The sequence below is a fragment of the Ferrimonas sp. YIN67 genome, from assembly GCF_057219095.1.
Window position 1 is genome coordinate 80080 of the sequence record NZ_JBXVVJ010000002.1, and the last position, 18860, is coordinate 98939.

The following is an 18860-nucleotide window of genomic DNA, read 5'->3' on the forward strand; positions in this document are numbered from 1 at the left end:
TGAGACAAACTATCGTTCTAGCGGATCCCAGTTGCAAGAGCCAGGGAAGGAGTAAGCGGGATCGGGTTCACATAAGCCAAAAGGAAGTCGTATGTGTATTCACAAAAAGGGTTATGTCTTCGCCATCGCGGCTCTGCTCACCGGTTGTCAACCGGCCACTCCAGTCAACATCTGGGATACGGACGCCACCACTCTGGTTATGGAGTGTGGCAACGAGAGTTTTGTGACACGTATCGAGGGTGACGAGGCCGTGGTGTTTCTGCCAGAACAGACTAGGTTTCTCAAACGCAGCCATGATACGCCTCATCTTTTTTCCGATGAAACGCTCTCTTTAACCCTTGACGGTGAACTGGCCAGCTTAACAGGGGCGCTGGGTGATCCGGGCGATTGCCGAAATAATCGAGCCAAAGCCCAATGGGAACACGCCAAGCTTAATGGCGTAGATTTCAGGGCGATGGGACAAGAGCCTCCCTGGATCTTGGAGATCGCTGGCGAGCAGATGCGCTTCTGGCAGGGCTACGACAAGGTCGAGGTCCCGGTGACGGTGGAGAAGATCACGCTGTTTAGCCAAAGGACCCTCTACGTTTTGGACAGCCAGGGGCAAGCCTGGACCGTGGAGCTTTACCCCGGTGAGTGCCGTGACAGCATGAGCGGGGAGAGATTTACTACCAAGGTGATGCTCGATACCGGAAAGCGCAGTTATCTGGGCTGTGGCAATGCGCTGCACTGATGGCCTTGCACCTTGATACCGGTTCAAACGGGCATGTGAGCCAATTACGACCTCTTGATGACAGTGAACAGGGGGCGTTTGATCGTCTGATCGACCAGGCCTTTCGTCCCCTGCGCGACCATTACTGGCTTGTCCCGACCGCCCCCAAGGACTCACCAGCCGAGTCATGGCAACCACTGGGCTGGTTCGTCTCAGGGCAACTGAGAGGGGGCGTTGAGATCCGGCGCCAGGGTAGCTGCCTTTATCTGCGTAAACTGGCGGTTATGCTTCCTGCACAGGGGGAGGGGCGGCGTTTGCTGCAGGCGATACTTAGGTGTTGTGCGCCCGGTGATCATCTGAGCCTGTGGTGTGTGGCCCAGTCCCCCAACCCGGTGATCTTCTCTCGCTGGGGATTTGTCGAGGTGGAGCGGGTTTCCTCCGAGCTTTTTGGGTGCGTTTCGGGGCGGGCTACCGAGATCCGTATGGAGCGACATCAAAGATCGCCAGGTTAAGCGCCAGTTTTGCCATGGGCGAATTGGGCGTATTTCATTCCTAAACAGGGTTTATTCCGTCTTTCCCCAGTGAATACAAAGTCTTAGCCTATATTGTTTGTTATATGCCGAACATAGCGATCCCCACTGTTGTCATAAGTGGATCCCCCCCTATCGCCCCGCGCCAATCCGGGTTAATGTTTACACAGCCACGTATTGTGGTGGGTCGCCTTGGCGACCGCTTGGCGCAAAGCCAGGCCTCTTAAATCCTTAGGCTACGAATAAGCCCTAAATGTTTGCATTGGAGGCAACATGGAACTGTTATCCGGCGCGGATATGATCGTCCGTTCGCTGATCGATCAAGGTGTCAAACACATCTTTGGCTACCCTGGTGGCTCTGTCCTCGATATTTACGATGCCCTGCATGAGAAAAGCCGTATTGAACATGTGCTGGTTCGCCATGAGCAGGCGGCGGTGCATATGGCCGATGGTTATGCCCGTGCCACGGGCGATGTCGGGGTGGTGCTGGTGACCTCCGGCCCCGGGGCGACCAATGCGATCACCGGGATCGCGACCGCCTACTACGACTCTGTCCCCATGGTGGTGCTGTCGGGGCAGGTGATGTCCAACCTGATCGGCAATGATGCGTTTCAAGAGTGCGACATGGTGGGGATCTCCCGGCCAGTGGTTAAGCACAGCTTCCTGGTGAAAAATACCGAAGAGATCCCTGAAATCATCAAGAAGGCCTTCTATCTGGCCTCGTCCGGACGTCCAGGACCCGTGGTGGTGGATATCCCCAAGGATATGCTCAATCCGGCAAACCTCTATCCCTACCAGTATCCGGATGCGATCGCCATGCGCTCCTACAACCCGACCAAACAGGGGCATAAAGGGCAGATCAAGCGGGGCCTGCAGGCACTGCTGGCGGCCAAGAAGCCTGTCCTCTATGTTGGCGGCGGCGCGGTGATCTCCGCCTGTGAGCAGCAACTGCTGAGTCTGGCAGAGCAACTTCAGCTTCCCGTGGTAACCACACTGATGGGATTGGGGGCATTCCCCGGAACCCATGCCAACGCCCTGGGCATGCTGGGGATGCACGGTACCTACGAAGCCAATTTGGCGATGCATAATACGGATCTGATCTTTGGCGTGGGCGTCCGTTTCGATGATCGCACCACCAATAACGTGGCCAAATATTGTCCCGATGCCACGATCCTGCATATCGATATCGATCCCTCCTCCATCTCGAAAACCATAGGTGTGGACATTCCCATCGTGGGTTCGGCCGACGAGGTGCTCTCCACCATGCTGCAACTGTTGCCGGAGAAGATCGCGGATCGGGACGCACAGGTGTTGGCGCCCTGGTGGGATGAGATCGCCACCTGGCGTGCTCGTCAGTGCCTGAGCTATGAAACCAACAGTGATCGGATCAAGCCACAGCAGGTGATCGAAACCCTGTACAAGCTCACTAACGGGGATGCCTATGTCGCTTCCGACGTAGGGCAGCACCAGATGTTTGCCGCGCTCTACTACCCCTTTGATAAGCCAAGACGCTGGCTTAACTCCGGTGGCCTCGGAACCATGGGATTCGGCCTGCCCGCCGCCATGGGAGTAAAGTTTGCCTTGCCGGATGCCCAGGTGGTTTGTGTGACCGGGGATGGCAGTATCCAGATGAACATCCAGGAACTGTCCACCGCGCTTCAGTATGACATCCCGGTGAAGATCATTAACCTCAACAACCGTTTCCTGGGAATGGTGAAGCAGTGGCAGGACATGATCTATCAGGGGCGCCACTCCCACTCCTATATGGACTCTGTGCCCGACTTTGCCGCCATTGCCGAAGCGTATGGTCATGTCGGTGTTCGGATCACCGATCCCAATACCCTGGAGCAGCAGTTAGCCGATGCCCTGGCACTGGAAGATCGCTTGGTATTTGTGGATATCAGTGTCGATGAGACCGAGCACGTGTACCCGATGCAGATCCGCGGCGGGGCGATGAATGAGATGTGGCTGAGCAAAACGGAGAGGACCTGATCATGCAAAGAAGTATTGTTTCCGTCCTTTTGGAAAACGAGCCCGGTGCCCTGTCCCGGGTAGTAGGATTGTTTGCCCAGCGTGGCTACAACATCGAGTCCCTGACGGTTGCACCAACCGATGATGCAACCCTGTCCCGCCTGACCATCACCACCAATGTGGTGGACGAGGCCACCCGAGAGCAGATCGAGAAGCAGTTGCACAAGCTGATCGACATTCTCAAGGTGAGTAACATCTCTGAAGCGGCACATATTGAGCGGGAATTGATGCTGGTTAAGGCCAAAGCCAAGGGGTCGGCGCGGGATGAGGTGAAGCGGATGGCGGACATCTTCCGAGGTCAGATCGTCGACGTGACCCAGGGCTTGTATACGGTCCAGTTAGCGGGCACCAGCGATAAGCTCGATGGTTTCCTGGCGGCCTTGGGTGAGTTCACCGAGATTGTCGAGGTTGCGCGCAGTGGTGTCGTCGGGATCGCCCGGGGTGAGCGATCCCTCAAGGCCTGATCCGCTGGATGCTTGCACTAAAGCCTGTCGCTGCTGCGGCGGGCTTTTTTCATTTTAGGGGGGCAAATGCTAAGAAGAGGATGGCGGTTCGGGCTGGCGGTGAGCTTTTCGTTATGGGCAACGCAGGGTTGGGGCTTTAATCCGCCCCAGCATGAGCTTCCTACCCGGCTAACGGTCGACGGCTTTACTCAGTGTCAGCGGCTGTTGGCGCATAAGGCGCTGGCCATTACGCCTGAGGTGTATCGCCGGATAGAGAAGGCCAATCGTTGGCTCGATGCGCCGACCCTTCGTCGGACCTGGAACTGGCATTTCTACGATGCCGCCTATGCTCAGGGTCAACCGAGGGCTTTGGCCTCGGGCTGGTTGGCCATGGAGCGCTCCTTGCACGCTGACTTCGAGCGTACCGAGGCGGCACTGCTGGCAAGCCTGAACAGTGACGAGCCGGATTGGCGGGCGCTGGGGGAGGTGTTGCACTACCTGCAGGACATGGCGGTACCGGCTCATGTCGCCCCGATCTATCATGTGGCCTGGCGCAAAGACCCTTTCGATGGGTATCAGCCGCACAGGGCGCCGGAATTGGCGGTGGATCCCGCTCGCTGTGCGAAGTGGTACGGCTCCCCGCTCACTCCGCAGCAGGCATTGGTAATGACGGCGCAGGACACGCGAAGGGCAATGCAGGAGGCAGGTCTGGGCGGGATCCCCTGGCGTCGCTACTGGTTAACAACCCCTTCCCCCGAGAGTCAGCCCGGTTTTTCGCGCTATAGTGCCTGCCGTTTTGGCGATCTGCACTCAAAGGAGTGTGGTCAGCCGACTCACGTTTATGACGACTTCTACCATCGGCGTATCGGGGCTCAGGTTGAACACGCCATCCGCATGCTGTTTTACCTAGAGCGAAATCGGCAACCTCTGGGCTTGGAGTGACAAAGTCGCGAGTCGAAGAGGCTTAGCCGTGGGCGTAGATCACGCTGCCACCCTTGATGGTGTCAATCACTTCCCGTGCCAGTGCCGGAGGCAGTGCCGGACAGCCCCAACTGCGTCCCAGGCGGCCTGTGCGTGCGATAAAGTTCGGATCGGCATAATCCGCTCCGTGGATCACGATATAACGACGGCGGGCATTGTCGTTGATCCCGGGATCCAGCCCATCGAGGCGCAAGGAGTAACCGTTCCCACCATAGTAGGTGTCGTCGGTGAGGAAACTGCCCAGGGAGGTTTGCCGGGAGTTGACCGTGTTGGAGAAATCACGGGCGAACAGCACACCTGAATTAACGCCGTGGGAGACATAGGTGTCATACAACAGGGTTTGCTGCTCCATATCGATCACGAAGAAGCGCTTGTCCGTTGAAGGCTTGCTGTAGTCGATGATGGTCAGTAGCGGCTTCTGTTTGCCTTCGGTCTGTTCGTAGCGTTGCACAGCATCGGCGAGAAGGGCCGGGGAGAGGCGATCATCCAATCCCAATCTGGCGAGCAGACCCTGTGCTTCCACCTGGGCTTCTAAGGCAGGTATTTGTACGGTTGGACTCGCATGGGCGCTAAACAGAGGAAAAAGGATGCATAAGTGCAGTAACACTTTGGTAACGGTACGAAACATGTATCTTCTAGGGCTCGTTAAGGGTGCAGTCATCAGTGGATGGGTGGTACTCTATCAAGAAGTGCAAGATTTGACCTAGTGTGGGTGGATGTTTGTACGCCAGGATGGGTGCTGAATCACGTTCTTGGATTGACAGGGGAGCAGGGCACTAACCCAGCTAGCCCGACGCTGTGTCGCCGGGATCGGAGTGATGCCTCGGTGCCAAGCGGGAAAAGATCCCGGGCGAAAAGCCCAGGATCCTTGCTCCGCCGGAGCGAATGCCCTGTTTAGAAGAGTTGCTCTTTATCCAGGCGCAGGTTGTCGATGATCACCACATCGGTGCCCGCGAGGGTCTTATCCGGCCTGCGCATCTGCAGACCCAGCACGATATGATCGATCTCGGGGCGTTTGCGCAGGGTAAAACGGATCTCCCCTTGGCTTCCTGGAAGAATGTCGCCGATATCGGATCGGTTGAGGAGCAAATTCCCCGTCTCATCGTAGAGCTCGGCGTACACCTCAAACTCGGCATTGTCGCTCATCCCCAGGGCGTCGGTATCGAGCCTGAAGACGTAGCGAGTGCCAAGGGGATCCTGACTGAAGTCGAAGGAGCGAATCAGGCGCTTCCAGCCGCCAACGCCCTGGGCGATGCTGTACTTGATGGAGGTGTCGCCCTCCAGTACCTCATTCGGATCGGATGTCAGAGAGACGACCCCACCATTTTTGATCTGCCAGCCAGTGATCCCCTCGGCAAAATTACCATTGGCGATCTGAGCATCGGCACCGAGCCGGATCAAAGACAGGTTGTCGAATCCGTATTGAACCGTGTCTCCGTCTGCGCTGCCCAGGCTAAAGCACAGGTGCAGGTAGTCCGCCAGCGCGGGTTTTTCCGTGGAGACCCCCATCAGGTTGCCCACCACACCAAGGCTGCTGTCCGTTCGCTCGATGCCGTTGTCCAGGTTGTTATCGCTGTCCCAGTGCACCACAAGCCCTGGGTTACCGGTCCCGGAAAGGGCGGTCGAATTGCCACGCACCACATAGCGGGTGCCGGGTAGATCCGGCGCCATCCAGCGGCTCTGGCACAGTTGTACCTCATCGCTTCCTGACGCGGAGAGGCTCGCACTGTTGCCCACCAGGGCCCCTTGTGCTTCGGTGATAATGGTTACGCTGCCCGTACCTCGCTGCGCCCAACCCTCCAGTCCCTGTTCAAACTGGTTGTTGCCAAAGCGCTGCTCCAGGACGTCATCCAGCTCCAGCCACTCACCTTCCGGATCCTCAACGCGATATCCGATATGGCTGGCCGATGCGGGCAGGGTGAAGGGCGACAGCTGGAAGCCGTAGGAGGTTTCGCTGCCATCACTGTTTTGGCCAAAGACGTGGCGCGGGGTGATGCGGGAGTAATCGAGCCGGTCCCGTCCTTCGGCATCTTGAGACACCCTGAGCTCTGGGATGAAGAACTCGTTGCGCAGCTTGGCGACGGTTCCCGGTGCGACCGTTTCCGCGAGGCCGATGGCACCGTACCAGAAGTCAGCAATACCCACCGAAGGCATCACGTAGCTGGGATCTGAAGCGGCCCAACGGGTCAGCATGGTCTGAGGGGAGCCACCTGCGGTATTGGTCATGGTTTGGCGGCGGCCATCCCGGTAGGCCATGTAGGCCCCAACCACGGCATCGGTGTGACCGTGCAAACCGAAACCCAGGACAGCGGGGAAGTGGAGCATGTCCCCGGGGTGATCGCTGGGTCCGTCGTTGTAGTAGCTGCTGCCGTTATAGGGATTGTTGCCCGCGGAGAAGCCGGCAAAGTAGGGCGCTCCCATATCATCACCGGCGGCCTGGGTGATGGCGTAATAGTTCCGGTTTTGCTCCGCCCAGCCTGGGTCCTCCATATGATGATTCAGGATCATGGCGCTGCCCATGATGATAAAGGCGGAGTGAGAGGCCTTGATCACCGGCTCCCCGGTGAGCCAGTGGTCGTACGCCATGTTGCTTCGGTCGTAGACATAGTGGTTATAGTCCTGGCTGGCCATGGGATCCTGCGCCGCACCGATATCCCCAAACAGCCAGGTTTCGTTGCTCATGCCGTTGTTGATCAACAAGGGCCCATGGTTATCGTTTTGCCAGGTGATCCCCTGATTGGCGCGAATGGTATCGCTGGAGCGTTTTATCAGTTGACGCATGTGCTCCTTATAGGCGGCGAAATTCGGGTTATCCGGGTAGAGCTCGACTGCCTTATAGACCGCCGGCAGGAACTTCATGCTGATGTAGACCTGCTGCACGTTGTTCTTGAAGTTGGGCGTCCCGTCGATGTAGTAGGTTCGGACATAATGGCCATCAACCGTGTAATCGGTGGCCAGGCCGTCCGGGTGCAGGCCAGCGTGGCGCTGGATCAACAGCTCCATCAGCGGCTCTATCTCCGGATCCGGCGCGACCAGATCGGCGGCCATCAGCAGATACAGGGCCCAGCCCACGTTATCGGCAATGGGCTCCTTGCTGGGGCCACTGCCCTCCTGGAAGATCTTGCGCACCAGGAAACCTTCCGGTGCCAGATCATTGGTATTGGGCAGGGTGCCACTGGCGACCAGGCCCTTGATGGCCCGGACATACTGTTGAAGCTCATCGGCGATCCATTCCTCGAAGTCGAGGCGGGTATCGCGCTGATCCGCCAGCATGCTGGCGCCGCCATCGACCAGGAGCAGGCGGCCATCCGGGGTGGCACTGACTTGGTGGGTCGTGGCGGTAAGATCGCCATAGTGCTCAAAGCTGAGCGCCGAGGCGCCGCGCAGTTGTGATAAAGGGCTGTTGTACAGGGCCGAAAAGCCCTGTTCGTCCTTGAGCAGATACAAACCGGCCTGGCTGTCATCCCCCAGAGTGCGTGCCAGGGTGATGGCCTTGGCATCGACGACAGTGGCGACTTGAAGGCCGCTGAGGAGGGTGGGATCGAAGCGGTAGAGGGCGGCGGAGGTTAACAGGTAGAGTTGTTCATCCGCCAGATCCAGGGCGCTGGAGAGTACGGGCTCGGTCGTGCTGAAAACAAGGGTCGGCGTTGCCAAGGTTTGACTGGCCTCAAAGACCGCATTGCGCCCGGCGTCGAAACGCAAAAGGCCCTGATCACTGCCGACGAAGAGCGCGCCCTTGAAGTAACTCATGGCGACGGTGTGAACCTCTCGAGTCAGTTGCGGGGTGGCAAACAGCGACAGCTCAAGGGTGTTGGTGTTGAAGGCCAGCAGTGCATCCGCATCTTGGGTCGGACTGCACAGTGCCAGGAAAAGGTGTCGTCCGGAAGGGGTGAAGTTCATGCCACACAACCGGGCATCGGCGGCCAGTGCCGGGTAGGCACTCTCCATCTGCAAGCGGTCGAGTGAGTGCAGCAGAGACTCGCGAATATCGCGGATCTCTACCTCTGCGCTGTCCCGTGACGCTACGGCGTACTGGCCCGAAACTTTGGCGACGGCACTCATGTGTGCTTCGCTCACCCCATTGAATGGCCAGGGCGCCATCTCGGCATGGCTGGGTGCCAGGGGCAACCAGCCACCGGAAGTTTGGATTTGAAGGCTGATATTATCCAGACGCCCCTGGTGTGCGAACTTTGCGGAAACCGTGGTGAAACGCAGGGATACCGATTGCTCGCCACTCAATGGGAAGCTGAACTGTTGTTCGAGCCAGCCCGGCTCGGTTACGACTTCCAGCTCCTGCCAGCCTTCTTGATCTGTGCGCCATTCAACCTTGAGATACTCGCCCGTTACCATCTCGACGGCATTGCGATCGTAACTGATCTGTACCGTCTCAGCGGCTGGTAGCGAGTAGTGAGCTTCGAGGGTGGCGCTTTTACGTAATCTGACGCCGTACTGACCATCTTTGGCGGCGCCAGTGGCCACCTGAACCAGGGTGTCACTGGAAATTTGCCAGTGATCGGCCAGGACGCCGGTTTCAAAATCATCGAATAGGAGTGGGGTGGTGATCTCAGGCGCGAATTCGCGATCTGGGGGGATGAGGCTGGCTGCCGTTACCGAATTAGATAGGCTTATCGAGGCCAAAGCGGCAAGGCCAATTCGGGTCCATGCCGGTTTCCTTGTTCTGCTCTTTTCTTTCATAGCATTGCTTGATCCGTAGCGTGATGTGATGAGGCTGTTACGGTCTGCACATCTATAGGACGTCAATTGCTCGGTGCTTTCCGTAGCAGATCTGACTCAGTCCTTAGCGTCCGCACGGGGCTCTTGGCATCTGAGTTCCATGCCGTGTTTCTTCATCAAGATGCCAATGTCGCAAGAACTGGGTGGATGTGCTTAACGTTGTCAATGTATGTGTGTTAAGCACTTGTGAACAGTATGCCCGCTTTTTTTGGGTCAGTACCGTAAGGAACTGTCAAGAGGGAGTTTTTCGAAGATGTGTGAACTTATTGTTCGACCCGGCGCCCTGCTTTCGCCCATTGGTGGGTCTTTGCCTCGTAGGCAGAATAGGGGAGAGATGCGGGTGTCTTAACGGCCATTTGGTCCCGAAGGCGAAGAGGCTTACCAGCAGCATCAGTACGTTGCGTCTTGCTGCGTAAGTTTGGTTCAGAAAAAAGGCTGTGTCTGAGTAAACCGTTGAACATACCCATCATATTGTTTTGCAAGCTAAAGATGCTGTGCCACCTGCTTTCACGCCGACTTTGAGTGGCCCGAAAGAAAGGGATTGAGACAGGGCCGAAGGCTTGATCGCGCAGGCAGGGATGCCGCAGCCGGACTTTGACGCGAAGCCGGGGCGGCGCAGTGACAAAGCCGAAGTGATGCGCGGAGAGAGGGATGAAAACCGAAGGTTTGAACGCGTAGGCAGGGATGCCGTAGCCGGGCTTTATGACAGAGCATGGACTGCGCAGTCATAAAGCCGACTCGCGATGCTCTCCGCAAAATCATGCCGCAGGATCTATCCCTCAAAGAGAGGATTAGCGACGAAGGTCGGCAAAGGGAGAGTGCAAAGAGGGCTTGCCCTCTTTGCTTGGCCGCTCCTCAACATCCATGCTGCCACGGCATTGGTGCGTCCTGCACGGCACCACGCTAACGCGACAAGGCGAGTGGCACTGGAGTCCATAAACTCAGAATGACAATAAAATGCGCAACAGTTCGTTGGTACACTGCCTAAAAAAGGCCGCCCAGTTGTACTGGGCGGCCTTTCTATGCTTAATGCCGAGCTTAGAAGTTGGCGCTGCGTGGAGCCCGTGGGAAGGGGATCACGTCACGGATGTTCTGGACACCGGTGACATAGTTCACCAAGCGCTCGAAGCCCAGGCCGAAGCCGGCATGTGGGATGGTGCCGTAGCGGCGCAGATCGCGGTACCAGTACATCTCGTCTTTGGGCAGGCCCATCTCGTCCATACGCAGATCCAGCTTATCCAGACGCTCTTCACGCTGGGAACCACCGATCAGCTCACCAATGCCCGGGGCCAGCACGTCCATGGCGGCAACGGTCTTGCCGTCGTCGTTCATGCGCATGTAGAAGGCTTTGATGTCTTTCGGGTAGTTTTTCACCACGACAGGGGCCTTGAAGTGTTCCTCTGCCAGATAGCGCTCGTGCTCGGAGGACATATCGATCCCCCAGGACACAGGGAATTCAAATTCACGGCCACAGTTTTGCAGGATCTCGATGGCATCGGTGTAATCGACTTGAGCGAAGTCCGCTTCAACGAAGGCCTTCAAACGGTTGATCACATCCTTATTGACCCGCTGCTCGAAGAACTGCAGATCGTCCATGCGCTCTTCCAGTACCGCTTTAAAGCAGTATTTCAACATTCCTTCGGCCAACTTGGCGACATCATCCAGATCGGCAAAGGCCACTTCCGGCTCCACCATCCAGAATTCAGCCAGGTGGCGAGAAGTGTTGGAATTTTCGGCACGGAAGGTTGGACCGAAAGTGTACACCTTGCCCAGGGCACAGGCGTAGGTCTCAGCATTGAGCTGACCGGATACGGTGAGGAAAGTTTCCTTACCGAAGAAGTCCTTGTCGAAATCCACCTCGCCATTCTCCTGGCGTGGCAGGTTGTTCATGTCCAGGGTGGAGACGCGGAACATCTCACCGGCACCTTCACAGTCAGAGGCGGTCAGGATCGGGGTGGCAACCCAGATAAAGCCCTGCTCGTGGTAGAAACGGTGGATCGCCTGGGACAGGCTGTTACGCACGCGCATCACGGCACCGGTAATGTTGGTGCGTGGACGCAGGTGCGCCACTTCGCGCAAGTACTCGATGGAGTGACGTTTAGCGGCCATTGGGTAGGTATCCGGGTCGTCGACCCAGCCAACCACCTTAACAGCGGTGGTTTTCATCTCATATTTCTGGCCTTTGCCAGGGGACTCTACCACTTCACCGGTCATTTCGACGGAGCAGCCAGCGGTCAGGCGCAGCACTTCGTCATTGTAATTGGGCAGCTCGTTGGGGACTACGCCCTGGATTGGGTCAAAACAGGAGCCGTCATAAACAGCCAGGAAAGAGATGCCAGCTTTAGAGTCGCGACGGGTGCGGATCCAGCCGCGCACAGTCACTTCGGAGCCGACAGCGTGATCGCCTTTCAGGACGTCAGCAATGGTTGCCAGGGTCATACTCGGAAAAATCTCCAACGAGTCGAATAATAATAACTTTTCGGCTTTTGCCGGGAACCCGCCATCTTACCTTGAAATGCCAGTTTCTCAAGGGGCGTTTTCAGGGACCCGGCGGTGCTTGGGCAAAGCCGAGTTGCCGGACCAGTTGTTCAATCATAGCCGCTGTCGCCCCCCAGACCCGATGGGGCATAAAGTAAACGCCATGATGGCTTCCTTGCCGCCGGACCGGAAGTTGCCAACGGTGGCGCTGGCCGAAGAAATCCTCGAGTGGAACATGAAACAATCGGGCAACCTCCCGCTCGGACAGGACGGGCTTGAAGGGCTTGGTGATCAGGCCCACCTGAGGATAGATTCGGAAGCGGCTGATGGTATGAAATACGGGCATTACGCCAATGCGCTGGACATGGCAGGCAGGCAGGCCGATCTCCTCCCAGGACTCGCGCAGCGCCGTATCCCAGGGCGTTTGATCACAAGGATCCATCTTGCCGCCGGGGAAGGCGATTTGGCCCGCATGGGTTGGCATATCCGCGGTACGCTCGGTCAGCAGCAGATGAAGTCGGCCTTCGATCTCCTCCAGGGCAATGAGCACCGCCGCATCCCTCAAATCTGGGTGATGACGAAACTCCTGACTCAGAGGGTCTTCTTGCTCGGGCAGAGGGCCCAGTTGATATCGGGTAAGAAACTCCTGCCGGTTCATAACAGCCCTGATGGAAATGGTCGTGCCTACCAGCTTGCCAGACTTTGCTTCCCGAGTCTGGGGTCAGAGTAAAAACTCCCCCAGTTTTTACTCTGACCCCAGAGTTAGAGTTAGAACTGGCGGGGGGCGATGCGGCTCTGCCGATACTGCTCAATCTGCTCAGTTGGGATGTGTTGGAGCATGGCCGCACGTTGTGCCAAGTGCATCACTTCAGTGACGCTGCGCTGCGCGTTCGCGGGTTGCTGGCAGGCGGACAGCATGCGGGCGATGGCCTCGCGCCGTTGCTCGACACCGGCCTCTTCGAAAAAGGAGGTGCCATACTCCTGCCACTGCATGGGTTCGACCTGATTCTCATAGAGGCTGCCGAGCTCGGCCCGTAACTCGGCTGAGGGTTCAGTTTTAAGATCGGCGTTCAACTGTTCGCAGCTGTAAGGGGCCGCAACGCTGTGGAAACTGACAATGGCCGCAGCCAGTACACCCAGTAAAATGCGATTTTTCATGTGTCGCTCCTCCAACGGTATCGATCCAGTGCGTGACGATGGATTTTTCACGGACCTGTGTAAGGTTCGAATGGAATCATGCCTGGATGGAGATTAACGAGAGCTTAACGAGTGGTGGAATAGTGACCGGCAAAGTTTCTATGGTGCAGTTTGGGGTCAGAGTAAAAACTAGGTAAGGGAGTTTTTACTCTGACCCCAAATTCGGGCTGAGCCAGTAGGGGACTTGCTGTGCTTGGATAAAGGCTTCGGCTTGGGGGCCATGCAGTAGCGCCAGGGTGCTGAGCAGGCCAGCCTGCAGGCAGGTTTGTCCGGCCACGGTGAGTTGGGCGGGGGCCCCCTGGGTGGCCCATCCTGTCCTGGGGTTGAGCAGGTGGCTGTAGCGGATCCCCTCCTTGAGGAGGAAACGCCGGCTATCGCCGCTGGTGGCCAGCGCGCCCTGACGGATCGAGAGCAGGGCATCGGCCCGAGTGTGGATGGCGGTGTTGGCGATCCCGATCTGCCAGGGCGTTTCCCTTGGCACGGAGACGGCAATATCGCCGCCAAAGTTGACCAGCACCGACAAGTTTGGTGCCTTCAGTGCCATCTGGGCTGCGACCCGGTCGACAGCGTACTCCTTGCCGATCCCGCCAAAATCCAGCTCCATGCCAGCGGGCAGGGTAAGGCTGTCCCGGTTATAACGCACCTTGTCCCAGCCGATCCGGGGCAGCAACTCCTCAATCGCTTGAGGATCCGGTAAAGCATCACTGCCATCAAACTGCCAGACACGGCGCAGGATCCCAGAGGTGAGATCAAACAGGCCTTCGCTGAGGCGATAGCAATGATGGGCAAACTCAAGCAAGCCATGGGTCTCGGCGTCGATGGCAACTGGCCTGCCTGCTGACGTGTTGATGGCGCTGCACAGGCTGTCATGGCGATAACGGCTGTACTTGGCTTCGATTTGCTCGGTGATGGCATGAGCCTGGTGAAGCAGCTGTCGGGCCTGGGGCTCAGGACAGGGATCGATCAGCAGCTCACAGTCACTGGCCATGGCGATAAAGTGGCCATGCCAGTGATGGGCGGTGCGGGTAAGTCGTACGCTCATATCAGAAACGGTAACTGAGCTGGACCATCAGCGCGTTGACCTCTGGGTATAATTCCAGATCTGCCAACTGGCCAGGACCTGCCTCACCCTTGGGTGACTGCATGTAGTATTCCAGCCGTATGGAGGCCTCCTGAGTTTCGCCAATGGGGAAGCCGTACTTGAGGCCGAGGGTCAGGGTATCCATGTCGGCCAAACGGTAGTCGGCCGTGGCATAAATAGGTTGTGGCTCCCCCTCGGCCAGGAAAGGGCGATAGAAATCGGCCTTGGCTTGGCGGTAGTAGCGCAGGTGTGGCTCCAGATAGTGGCCGTTACCAAAGCGGTAGTCATAGCGCAGATCCAAAGTATGGGAGTCGATCCCCCAGTCATCGCTCATCAAGCGATAGCTGGCATCGAGCACCGGGCCTCCCAGGTGGACCTTGGCCTGCCAGAACACGGCGTGCTTGGTGCGCTGATCGGGCCGGGACTCGTAGAGGTGGCGCAGGGCCACTCCCTCGCTGTTGATGACGCTGACCAGTTTAAAGGGATCGGTCTGGTAGCCGTCTACTTGGGCATAGCTGTAGTTCAGCTGCATAACGAGGCTGCGATTGATCACCTGGGTCAGGCCCAGTGTCAGCTCGGCGGTGGTTTTATCCTCATTGGCCTTGCCCCGCGTGGCGTTGAAGGCGTCGATAAAGGCCGATTCATCGTTAAAATCCGATCTCAGTGGCATGGCCGCCAGGGCTATGGGGATCCGCCCTTCGGGTTCAAAGGTGTCGGCGAAGTAAGAGGCGCCTAGACGCAGAGCCGTGTTGTTCCGATCAAACAGCCGGGTTATGCCGCCGCTCAGGCCCAGGGAGAGATAGTCATACTCCTTGGATAGGTGGCTGATGACGTCAAACTCCCAGTCTCGTCCAACCGCCTGGGCCCAGCCGGCGTTGAGCTGAACCCGGGTATCGCGGAAGGAGTCATCCAGTGGGGTATCGCCCGGGGCGGTAACGTATTCGCCTTTGCCCGAGGGGCGAGTAAAGGTCTGGGGCGCATTTTGTGGCACGGCGCCGGTGGCTGACGCCCCGGTGAGCGCGTCCCAGGTCAATGCCAGGGAGAGGCTTTGCTCATCGGCATTGGTACGTACCCCCTGGATCTTCCCTTCAAGCGCCTGGACCCGATCGCCATCCTCGGCGTAAGCCAGCAAGGCGGTATCCAATTGCCACTGACCGTCTTCGCCCAGCCAGTCGGCCTGGGCTGGCGCGGCAACCAGGGCGCTGCTGGCCAGAGCCAATGCTCCTGAGATATTGGCGAAGCGGGTTGCCTGGCCGACCGGTGTGGATGGGTTTTGGGTTTGGCTCAGTTGCATCCGCACCCCCCGCCCGCCGTGCCGCGACCGCCACTACTGGCTTCCTTGGAGAAGTAGATATGGTCATCGAAGCTCTTGTCGATGGCGTTGGCTTCCAGTGTCATACGAGGATCGGCCAGGCGATCCCGCTGCCAGGGCTCCACCCCAAGCTGGGCACAGCCGGCAAGTAACAGGCCGGCGGTGAGGAGCAGGAAGTGTGATTTCATCGCAATGTCCTTTTTGCGGTGGCTCGGTTTGCGGATCAGGGCAGGAGCGCAGCGATCTCGGCCTTTAATGCCTCGACTTCGCTTTTGCGAAAGCCTATATGGCGCTTGAGGATCTGCCCGTCGCGGATCAGGTAACTGGTGGGCATGCCGGGTACGGCGTAGGCTTCGGCGATGGTGCCATCGGGATCATAATGGATGGGAAAGTTGGCCGGATATTTGGCCAGGAAGGGTTTGGCATCCTCGGGATCCACATCGACATTGACGGCGATCACCGCCAGCCCTCGCGCCGACAGTTCACCGTGCAGTTCGTTCATAAAGGGGAAGCTGTAGCGGCAGGGACCGCACCAGCTGGCCCAGAAGTCCAGGTAGACGAGTTTCTCTTTGGACAGCTCGGTCAAGGGCTGACCCGTGTCCAGCTGAAAATCGGGGGCAGGTTGGGCCTGGGCAAAGGCGGAGCAAAGCAGCAGAAAGCCCAGGCTGAGGATCCGGTTCATCAAGCGACAACTCCTTGTACAACAAGTACGGTCTAATGCAGTAATACCGAAAGAATTACTGCATTAGAACTCCTTGTTGCCAATAAGTTGTGTAAATTTTTCTGACTGGGGCTCAATCCATGGTCAGGAGGGGTAGGATCCGGCTGAGTTTATCGAAGATCTCCTGATACTCGGCATCGCACTGGCTGTCGGCGACCACCCCGCCACCGGCCCAGCAGTAGAGTTGCCGATCTTTGGCCCCTCTCATGGCGACGAGGCTGCGGATGGTGATGGAGGTGTCCATATGGCCATTCTGGCTCAGGTAGCCGATGCTGCCGCAGTAGAGGCTGCGTCGGCTTGGCTCGAGCTCCTCGATGATCTCCATCGCCCGGATCTTGGGCGCCCCGGTGATCGAGCCGCCGGGAAAGGCGGCTCGCAGCAGATCCAGCGCCGTTGCGCCCTCGGCCAACTCACTGGTGACGGTGGAGACCAGGTGGTGAACCGCAGGGAAACTTTCGATAGCAAAGAGGCTGGGAACCCGAACGCTGCCCGGCGCGGCCATCTTGCCCAGATCGTTGCGCAGCAGATCCACGATCATCAGGTTCTCGGCACGATCCTTGGGAGCGTGACGCAACTCCTCGGCGGCCGAGGCGTCCTGCAGGGGATCGGCGTGGCGGGGACGGGTGCCCTTGATGGGTTTGGTTTCCACATTGCGGCCATTCACCTGGATAAAGCGCTCCGGCGACAGACTGAGCAGGGCAGCATCGGGCAGGCGGATAAAGGCTGAGAAGGGGGCCTGGTTGCCCTGGCGCAATTGCCGATAGGCCTGCCATTCATCCCCTTGATAGGGGGCGTTAAAGCGCATGGTGAGATTGATCTGGTAGCAGTCTCCACTGCGCAGGTATTGCTGAACCCGCTCGAAGCTGTGCTGGTAGCGCTGGCGATCGGTTTGATCCTGCCAGGGGCCGGTAAGTTGAAATGCCTCCTTCTCTTCGTGGCTCTCAGGTTGTTGAAGCAACCAATCCCAGCGCCGTTGCCAGGCCGCCTCATCACCGCGAACGATCAGTTCAATCACCTCTTTTTGGTGATCGATCACCAGTGCCCAGTCGTAGATCCCCACGGCCATCTCAGGCAAATTGATGTCATCGGCAGCCTGGCTCGGCAGACGCTCGAAGCGTCGGCCCAGATCGTAGCTGAAATGGCCCAGTGCGCCGCCGGTGAAGGGCAGATCTTTTTCCCGATCGCACAGGGGGCCCAGCAAGCGGCGCTGAGCCTGTTGCAGCAGCAGCAGGGGATCGGCCTGGCTCTCGAAGGACTCCCCTGCGCTGACGACCTGAGTCGTCGTACCCCGGGTTGTGAGGGTGGCGATGGGATCGGCCACGATCAGATCAAACCGGGCATCCGGGTGGTTATTCCCTGCTCGGCTCGCCGCCGAGTCAAGCAGCATGGCCCAGGGGCGCTGGGCCAGCGGGGCAAACAGGGCGAGGGGACACAGGGGATCGACGCCGGTGGTGGCGTGCAGGGCAGTTGGGTCAATAGAACGGCGGATCAAAGGCATGCAACAGGTTCAGAATTGGTTGAAGGTCAGTTCACTGGGGCGCGAGGATAGCATAAGCCACCCCGTCTGTATGGGAGAACGGTCAGTTGTCGTCGTTATGCTGTGCGCCATCTCGACCAGTTTAACCGCGAATGCGCCAGAGTGGTGTTTTCTGCACCATGGTCACAGTGAGGAGGTGTTAAGCGTGTCGCCTGGCTGGAAGAGGGAGTGGCGTTCATCTCCATCCACTTGGTATAAGCGTGCTGTCAAATTAATCGGTCATTTAAGTTATTGGTGATGTTTGTCACGAATTGCAGATGTATTCACTTGCGTTGCTTAACTTCTGGGCCTTTGGTTTGAATATATAGGGGAAGAGAATCATTTGTTGACTAGCAATCTCTAATAAAATGCGAACGTATGGTGAGGAAAATGCTGACGTGAGAATTTTACACGTGTCCGATCTGCACTTTAACCAGACCCAGATGGCGTGGGTGCTCGAGAATGCCCACCATTATGAGGCGGTATGTATTACGGGCGATCTGCTTGATGACTCTATCCATCAGGTGCTCTCTAAGGAGGCACAGGCGACTGGGCTCCTTACCTGGCTGAAGCAGTTGCCATGCCCGAGTTTCGTGTGTTCCGGTAACCACGATGATCTGGATGATACTCAAGATTTATCAATGGCATCCGAGTGGTTACAGCAGGTCAATGACTCGCCAATCTATACCGACGGAGCTGTGGTGAAGCTCAAGGGGTGGACCTTCGGCTGTGCCGGTTATCACGAACCGGATCTGGCGCGATTCTCCGGCTGTGATGTCTTGCTGCACCATGTGCCCCCTACCGGTCTGAAGGTCGCCAAGCAGGATGGCCTGGACTGGGGCTGTAGTGAACTTAAGGCCGCATTGAAATATGGTCTACTGCAGGCCCGTTACCTCTTGTGTGGGCACGTTCATGGCGCCCAGGCGCGTTACAGCAAATATCAGAATGTGATTGTGTCCAATCCGGGAAATAACGTATCTGGCCCAGTACCCAATCACAATATTATTAATCTAACAAAAGACCAGAAATAATCAGCATGTCAGCAAAGTTTTCACGCGCATTTGATATAAATAGGCTCGCGGAACAGGACCCTCTTTGGTGGTCTGAACTAAAAAATCGCCTACAAC

At 57.7% G+C, this 18860-nt stretch carries 16 protein-coding genes; 6 read left to right on the forward strand and 10 right to left on the reverse strand.

Going from position 1 to position 18860, the window contains the following annotated elements:
* The first annotated feature begins 91 nt into the window (after nt 1-91).
* From AC2D8U_RS04060 to AC2D8U_RS04080, 5 genes are all read left to right on the forward strand, one after another.
* Nucleotides 92-730, forward strand: a complete 639-nt coding sequence (locus tag AC2D8U_RS04060) for a hypothetical protein (protein WP_484617769.1) — start codon at nt 92-94, stop codon at nt 728-730.
* 35 nt (nt 731-765) lie between these two features.
* Nucleotides 766-1221 carry a hypothetical protein gene (locus AC2D8U_RS04065; RefSeq protein WP_484617770.1) on the forward strand — a complete coding sequence of 152 codons (456 nt, stop codon included), beginning with the start codon at nt 766-768 and terminating at the stop codon, nt 1219-1221.
* 291 nt (nt 1222-1512) lie between these two features.
* Nucleotides 1513-3231, forward strand: coding sequence for an acetolactate synthase 3 large subunit (locus AC2D8U_RS04070; RefSeq protein WP_484617771.1), 1719 nt, complete (start codon nt 1513-1515; stop codon nt 3229-3231).
* Between the two features lie 2 nt (nt 3232-3233).
* Nucleotides 3234-3734, forward strand: a complete 501-nt coding sequence (ilvN, locus tag AC2D8U_RS04075; RefSeq protein WP_484617772.1) for an acetolactate synthase small subunit — start codon at nt 3234-3236, stop codon at nt 3732-3734.
* A gap of 66 nt (nt 3735-3800) precedes the next feature.
* Nucleotides 3801-4655, forward strand: coding sequence for a hypothetical protein (locus AC2D8U_RS04080; protein ID WP_484617773.1), 855 nt, complete (start codon nt 3801-3803; stop codon nt 4653-4655).
* Nucleotides 4656-4677: 22 nt separating this feature from the next.
* Here the strand turns inward: AC2D8U_RS04080 and AC2D8U_RS04085 are convergent, their stop codons facing one another.
* From AC2D8U_RS04085 to pabB, 10 genes are all read right to left on the reverse strand, one after another.
* A complete protein-coding gene (locus AC2D8U_RS04085; RefSeq protein WP_484617774.1) occupies nt 4678-5217 on the reverse strand; it encodes a murein L,D-transpeptidase catalytic domain family protein in 540 nt (179 codons plus the stop codon).
* Between the two features lie 371 nt (nt 5218-5588).
* On the reverse strand, nt 5589-9389 hold the full coding sequence (locus tag AC2D8U_RS04090; protein ID WP_484617775.1) for a hypothetical protein: 3801 nt from the start codon (nt 9387-9389) through the stop codon (nt 5589-5591).
* A 1077-nt stretch (nt 9390-10466) separates the two neighbouring features.
* The gene (gene asnS, locus AC2D8U_RS04095) at nt 10467-11867 is read right to left on the reverse strand and encodes an asparagine--tRNA ligase (RefSeq protein ID WP_484617776.1); all 1401 of its coding nucleotides are present in this window, start codon (nt 11865-11867) and stop codon (nt 10467-10469) included.
* Nucleotides 11868-11967: 100 nt separating this feature from the next.
* Nucleotides 11968-12564: an NUDIX hydrolase gene (locus tag AC2D8U_RS04100; RefSeq protein WP_484617777.1), complete on the reverse strand. Its 597-nt coding sequence runs from the start codon at nt 12562-12564 to the stop codon at nt 11968-11970.
* A 110-nt stretch (nt 12565-12674) separates the two neighbouring features.
* Nucleotides 12675-13064: a hypothetical protein gene (locus AC2D8U_RS04105; protein WP_484617778.1), complete on the reverse strand. Its 390-nt coding sequence runs from the start codon at nt 13062-13064 to the stop codon at nt 12675-12677.
* A 184-nt stretch (nt 13065-13248) separates the two neighbouring features.
* Nucleotides 13249-14145 carry an FAD:protein FMN transferase gene (locus tag AC2D8U_RS04110; protein WP_484617779.1) on the reverse strand — a complete coding sequence of 299 codons (897 nt, stop codon included), beginning with the start codon at nt 14143-14145 and terminating at the stop codon, nt 13249-13251.
* A 1-nt stretch (nt 14146) separates the two neighbouring features.
* The gene (locus AC2D8U_RS04115; protein WP_484617780.1) at nt 14147-15478 is read right to left on the reverse strand and encodes a DUF3570 domain-containing protein; all 1332 of its coding nucleotides are present in this window, start codon (nt 15476-15478) and stop codon (nt 14147-14149) included.
* The gene (locus AC2D8U_RS04120; protein WP_484617781.1) at nt 15469-15684 is read right to left on the reverse strand and encodes a DUF4266 domain-containing protein; all 216 of its coding nucleotides are present in this window, start codon (nt 15682-15684) and stop codon (nt 15469-15471) included. The genes AC2D8U_RS04115 and AC2D8U_RS04120 overlap by 10 nt, the downstream gene beginning before the upstream one ends.
* Before the next feature lie 35 nt (nt 15685-15719).
* Complete coding sequence (locus AC2D8U_RS04125) at nt 15720-16178, reverse strand: TlpA family protein disulfide reductase (RefSeq protein ID WP_484617782.1); 459 nt, start codon at nt 16176-16178, stop codon at nt 15720-15722.
* Nucleotides 16179-16290: 112 nt separating this feature from the next.
* A complete protein-coding gene (pabB, locus tag AC2D8U_RS04130; protein ID WP_484617783.1) occupies nt 16291-17715 on the reverse strand; it encodes an aminodeoxychorismate synthase component I in 1425 nt (474 codons plus the stop codon).
* A 416-nt stretch (nt 17716-18131) separates the two neighbouring features.
* Between pabB and AC2D8U_RS04135 the strand changes: the two genes are divergently transcribed.
* Nucleotides 18132-18764, forward strand: coding sequence for a metallophosphoesterase family protein (locus AC2D8U_RS04135; RefSeq protein ID WP_484617784.1), 633 nt, complete (start codon nt 18132-18134; stop codon nt 18762-18764).
* Nucleotides 18765-18860: the final 96 nt, after the last annotated feature.

What these genes read in the sequence shown, in the direction of transcription:
- AC2D8U_RS04060 (WP_484617769.1), top strand. Translation starts at nt 92, where the DNA reads ATGTGTATTCACAAAAAGGGTTATGTCTTCGCCATCGCGGCTCTGCTC.
- AC2D8U_RS04070 (WP_484617771.1), top strand. Translation starts at nt 1,513, where the DNA reads ATGGAACTGTTATCCGGCGCGGATATGATCGTCCGTTCGCTGATCGAT.
- ilvN (WP_484617772.1), top strand. Translation starts at nt 3,234, where the DNA reads ATGCAAAGAAGTATTGTTTCCGTCCTTTTGGAAAACGAGCCCGGTGCC.
- AC2D8U_RS04080 (WP_484617773.1), top strand. Translation starts at nt 3,801, where the DNA reads ATGCTAAGAAGAGGATGGCGGTTCGGGCTGGCGGTGAGCTTTTCGTTA.
- AC2D8U_RS04090 (WP_484617775.1), bottom strand. Translation starts at nt 9,389, where the DNA reads ATGAAAGAAAAGAGCAGAACAAGGAAACCGGCATGGACCCGAATTGGC.
- asnS (WP_484617776.1), bottom strand. Translation starts at nt 11,867, where the DNA reads ATGACCCTGGCAACCATTGCTGACGTCCTGAAAGGCGATCACGCTGTC.
- AC2D8U_RS04100 (WP_484617777.1), bottom strand. Translation starts at nt 12,564, where the DNA reads ATGAACCGGCAGGAGTTTCTTACCCGATATCAACTGGGCCCTCTGCCC.
- AC2D8U_RS04105 (WP_484617778.1), bottom strand. Translation starts at nt 13,064, where the DNA reads ATGAAAAATCGCATTTTACTGGGTGTACTGGCTGCGGCCATTGTCAGT.
- AC2D8U_RS04110 (WP_484617779.1), bottom strand. Translation starts at nt 14,145, where the DNA reads ATGAGCGTACGACTTACCCGCACCGCCCATCACTGGCATGGCCACTTT.
- AC2D8U_RS04115 (WP_484617780.1), bottom strand. Translation starts at nt 15,478, where the DNA reads ATGCAACTGAGCCAAACCCAAAACCCATCCACACCGGTCGGCCAGGCA.
- AC2D8U_RS04120 (WP_484617781.1), bottom strand. Translation starts at nt 15,684, where the DNA reads ATGAAATCACACTTCCTGCTCCTCACCGCCGGCCTGTTACTTGCCGGC.
- AC2D8U_RS04125 (WP_484617782.1), bottom strand. Translation starts at nt 16,178, where the DNA reads ATGAACCGGATCCTCAGCCTGGGCTTTCTGCTGCTTTGCTCCGCCTTT.
- pabB (WP_484617783.1), bottom strand. Translation starts at nt 17,715, where the DNA reads ATGCCTTTGATCCGCCGTTCTATTGACCCAACTGCCCTGCACGCCACC.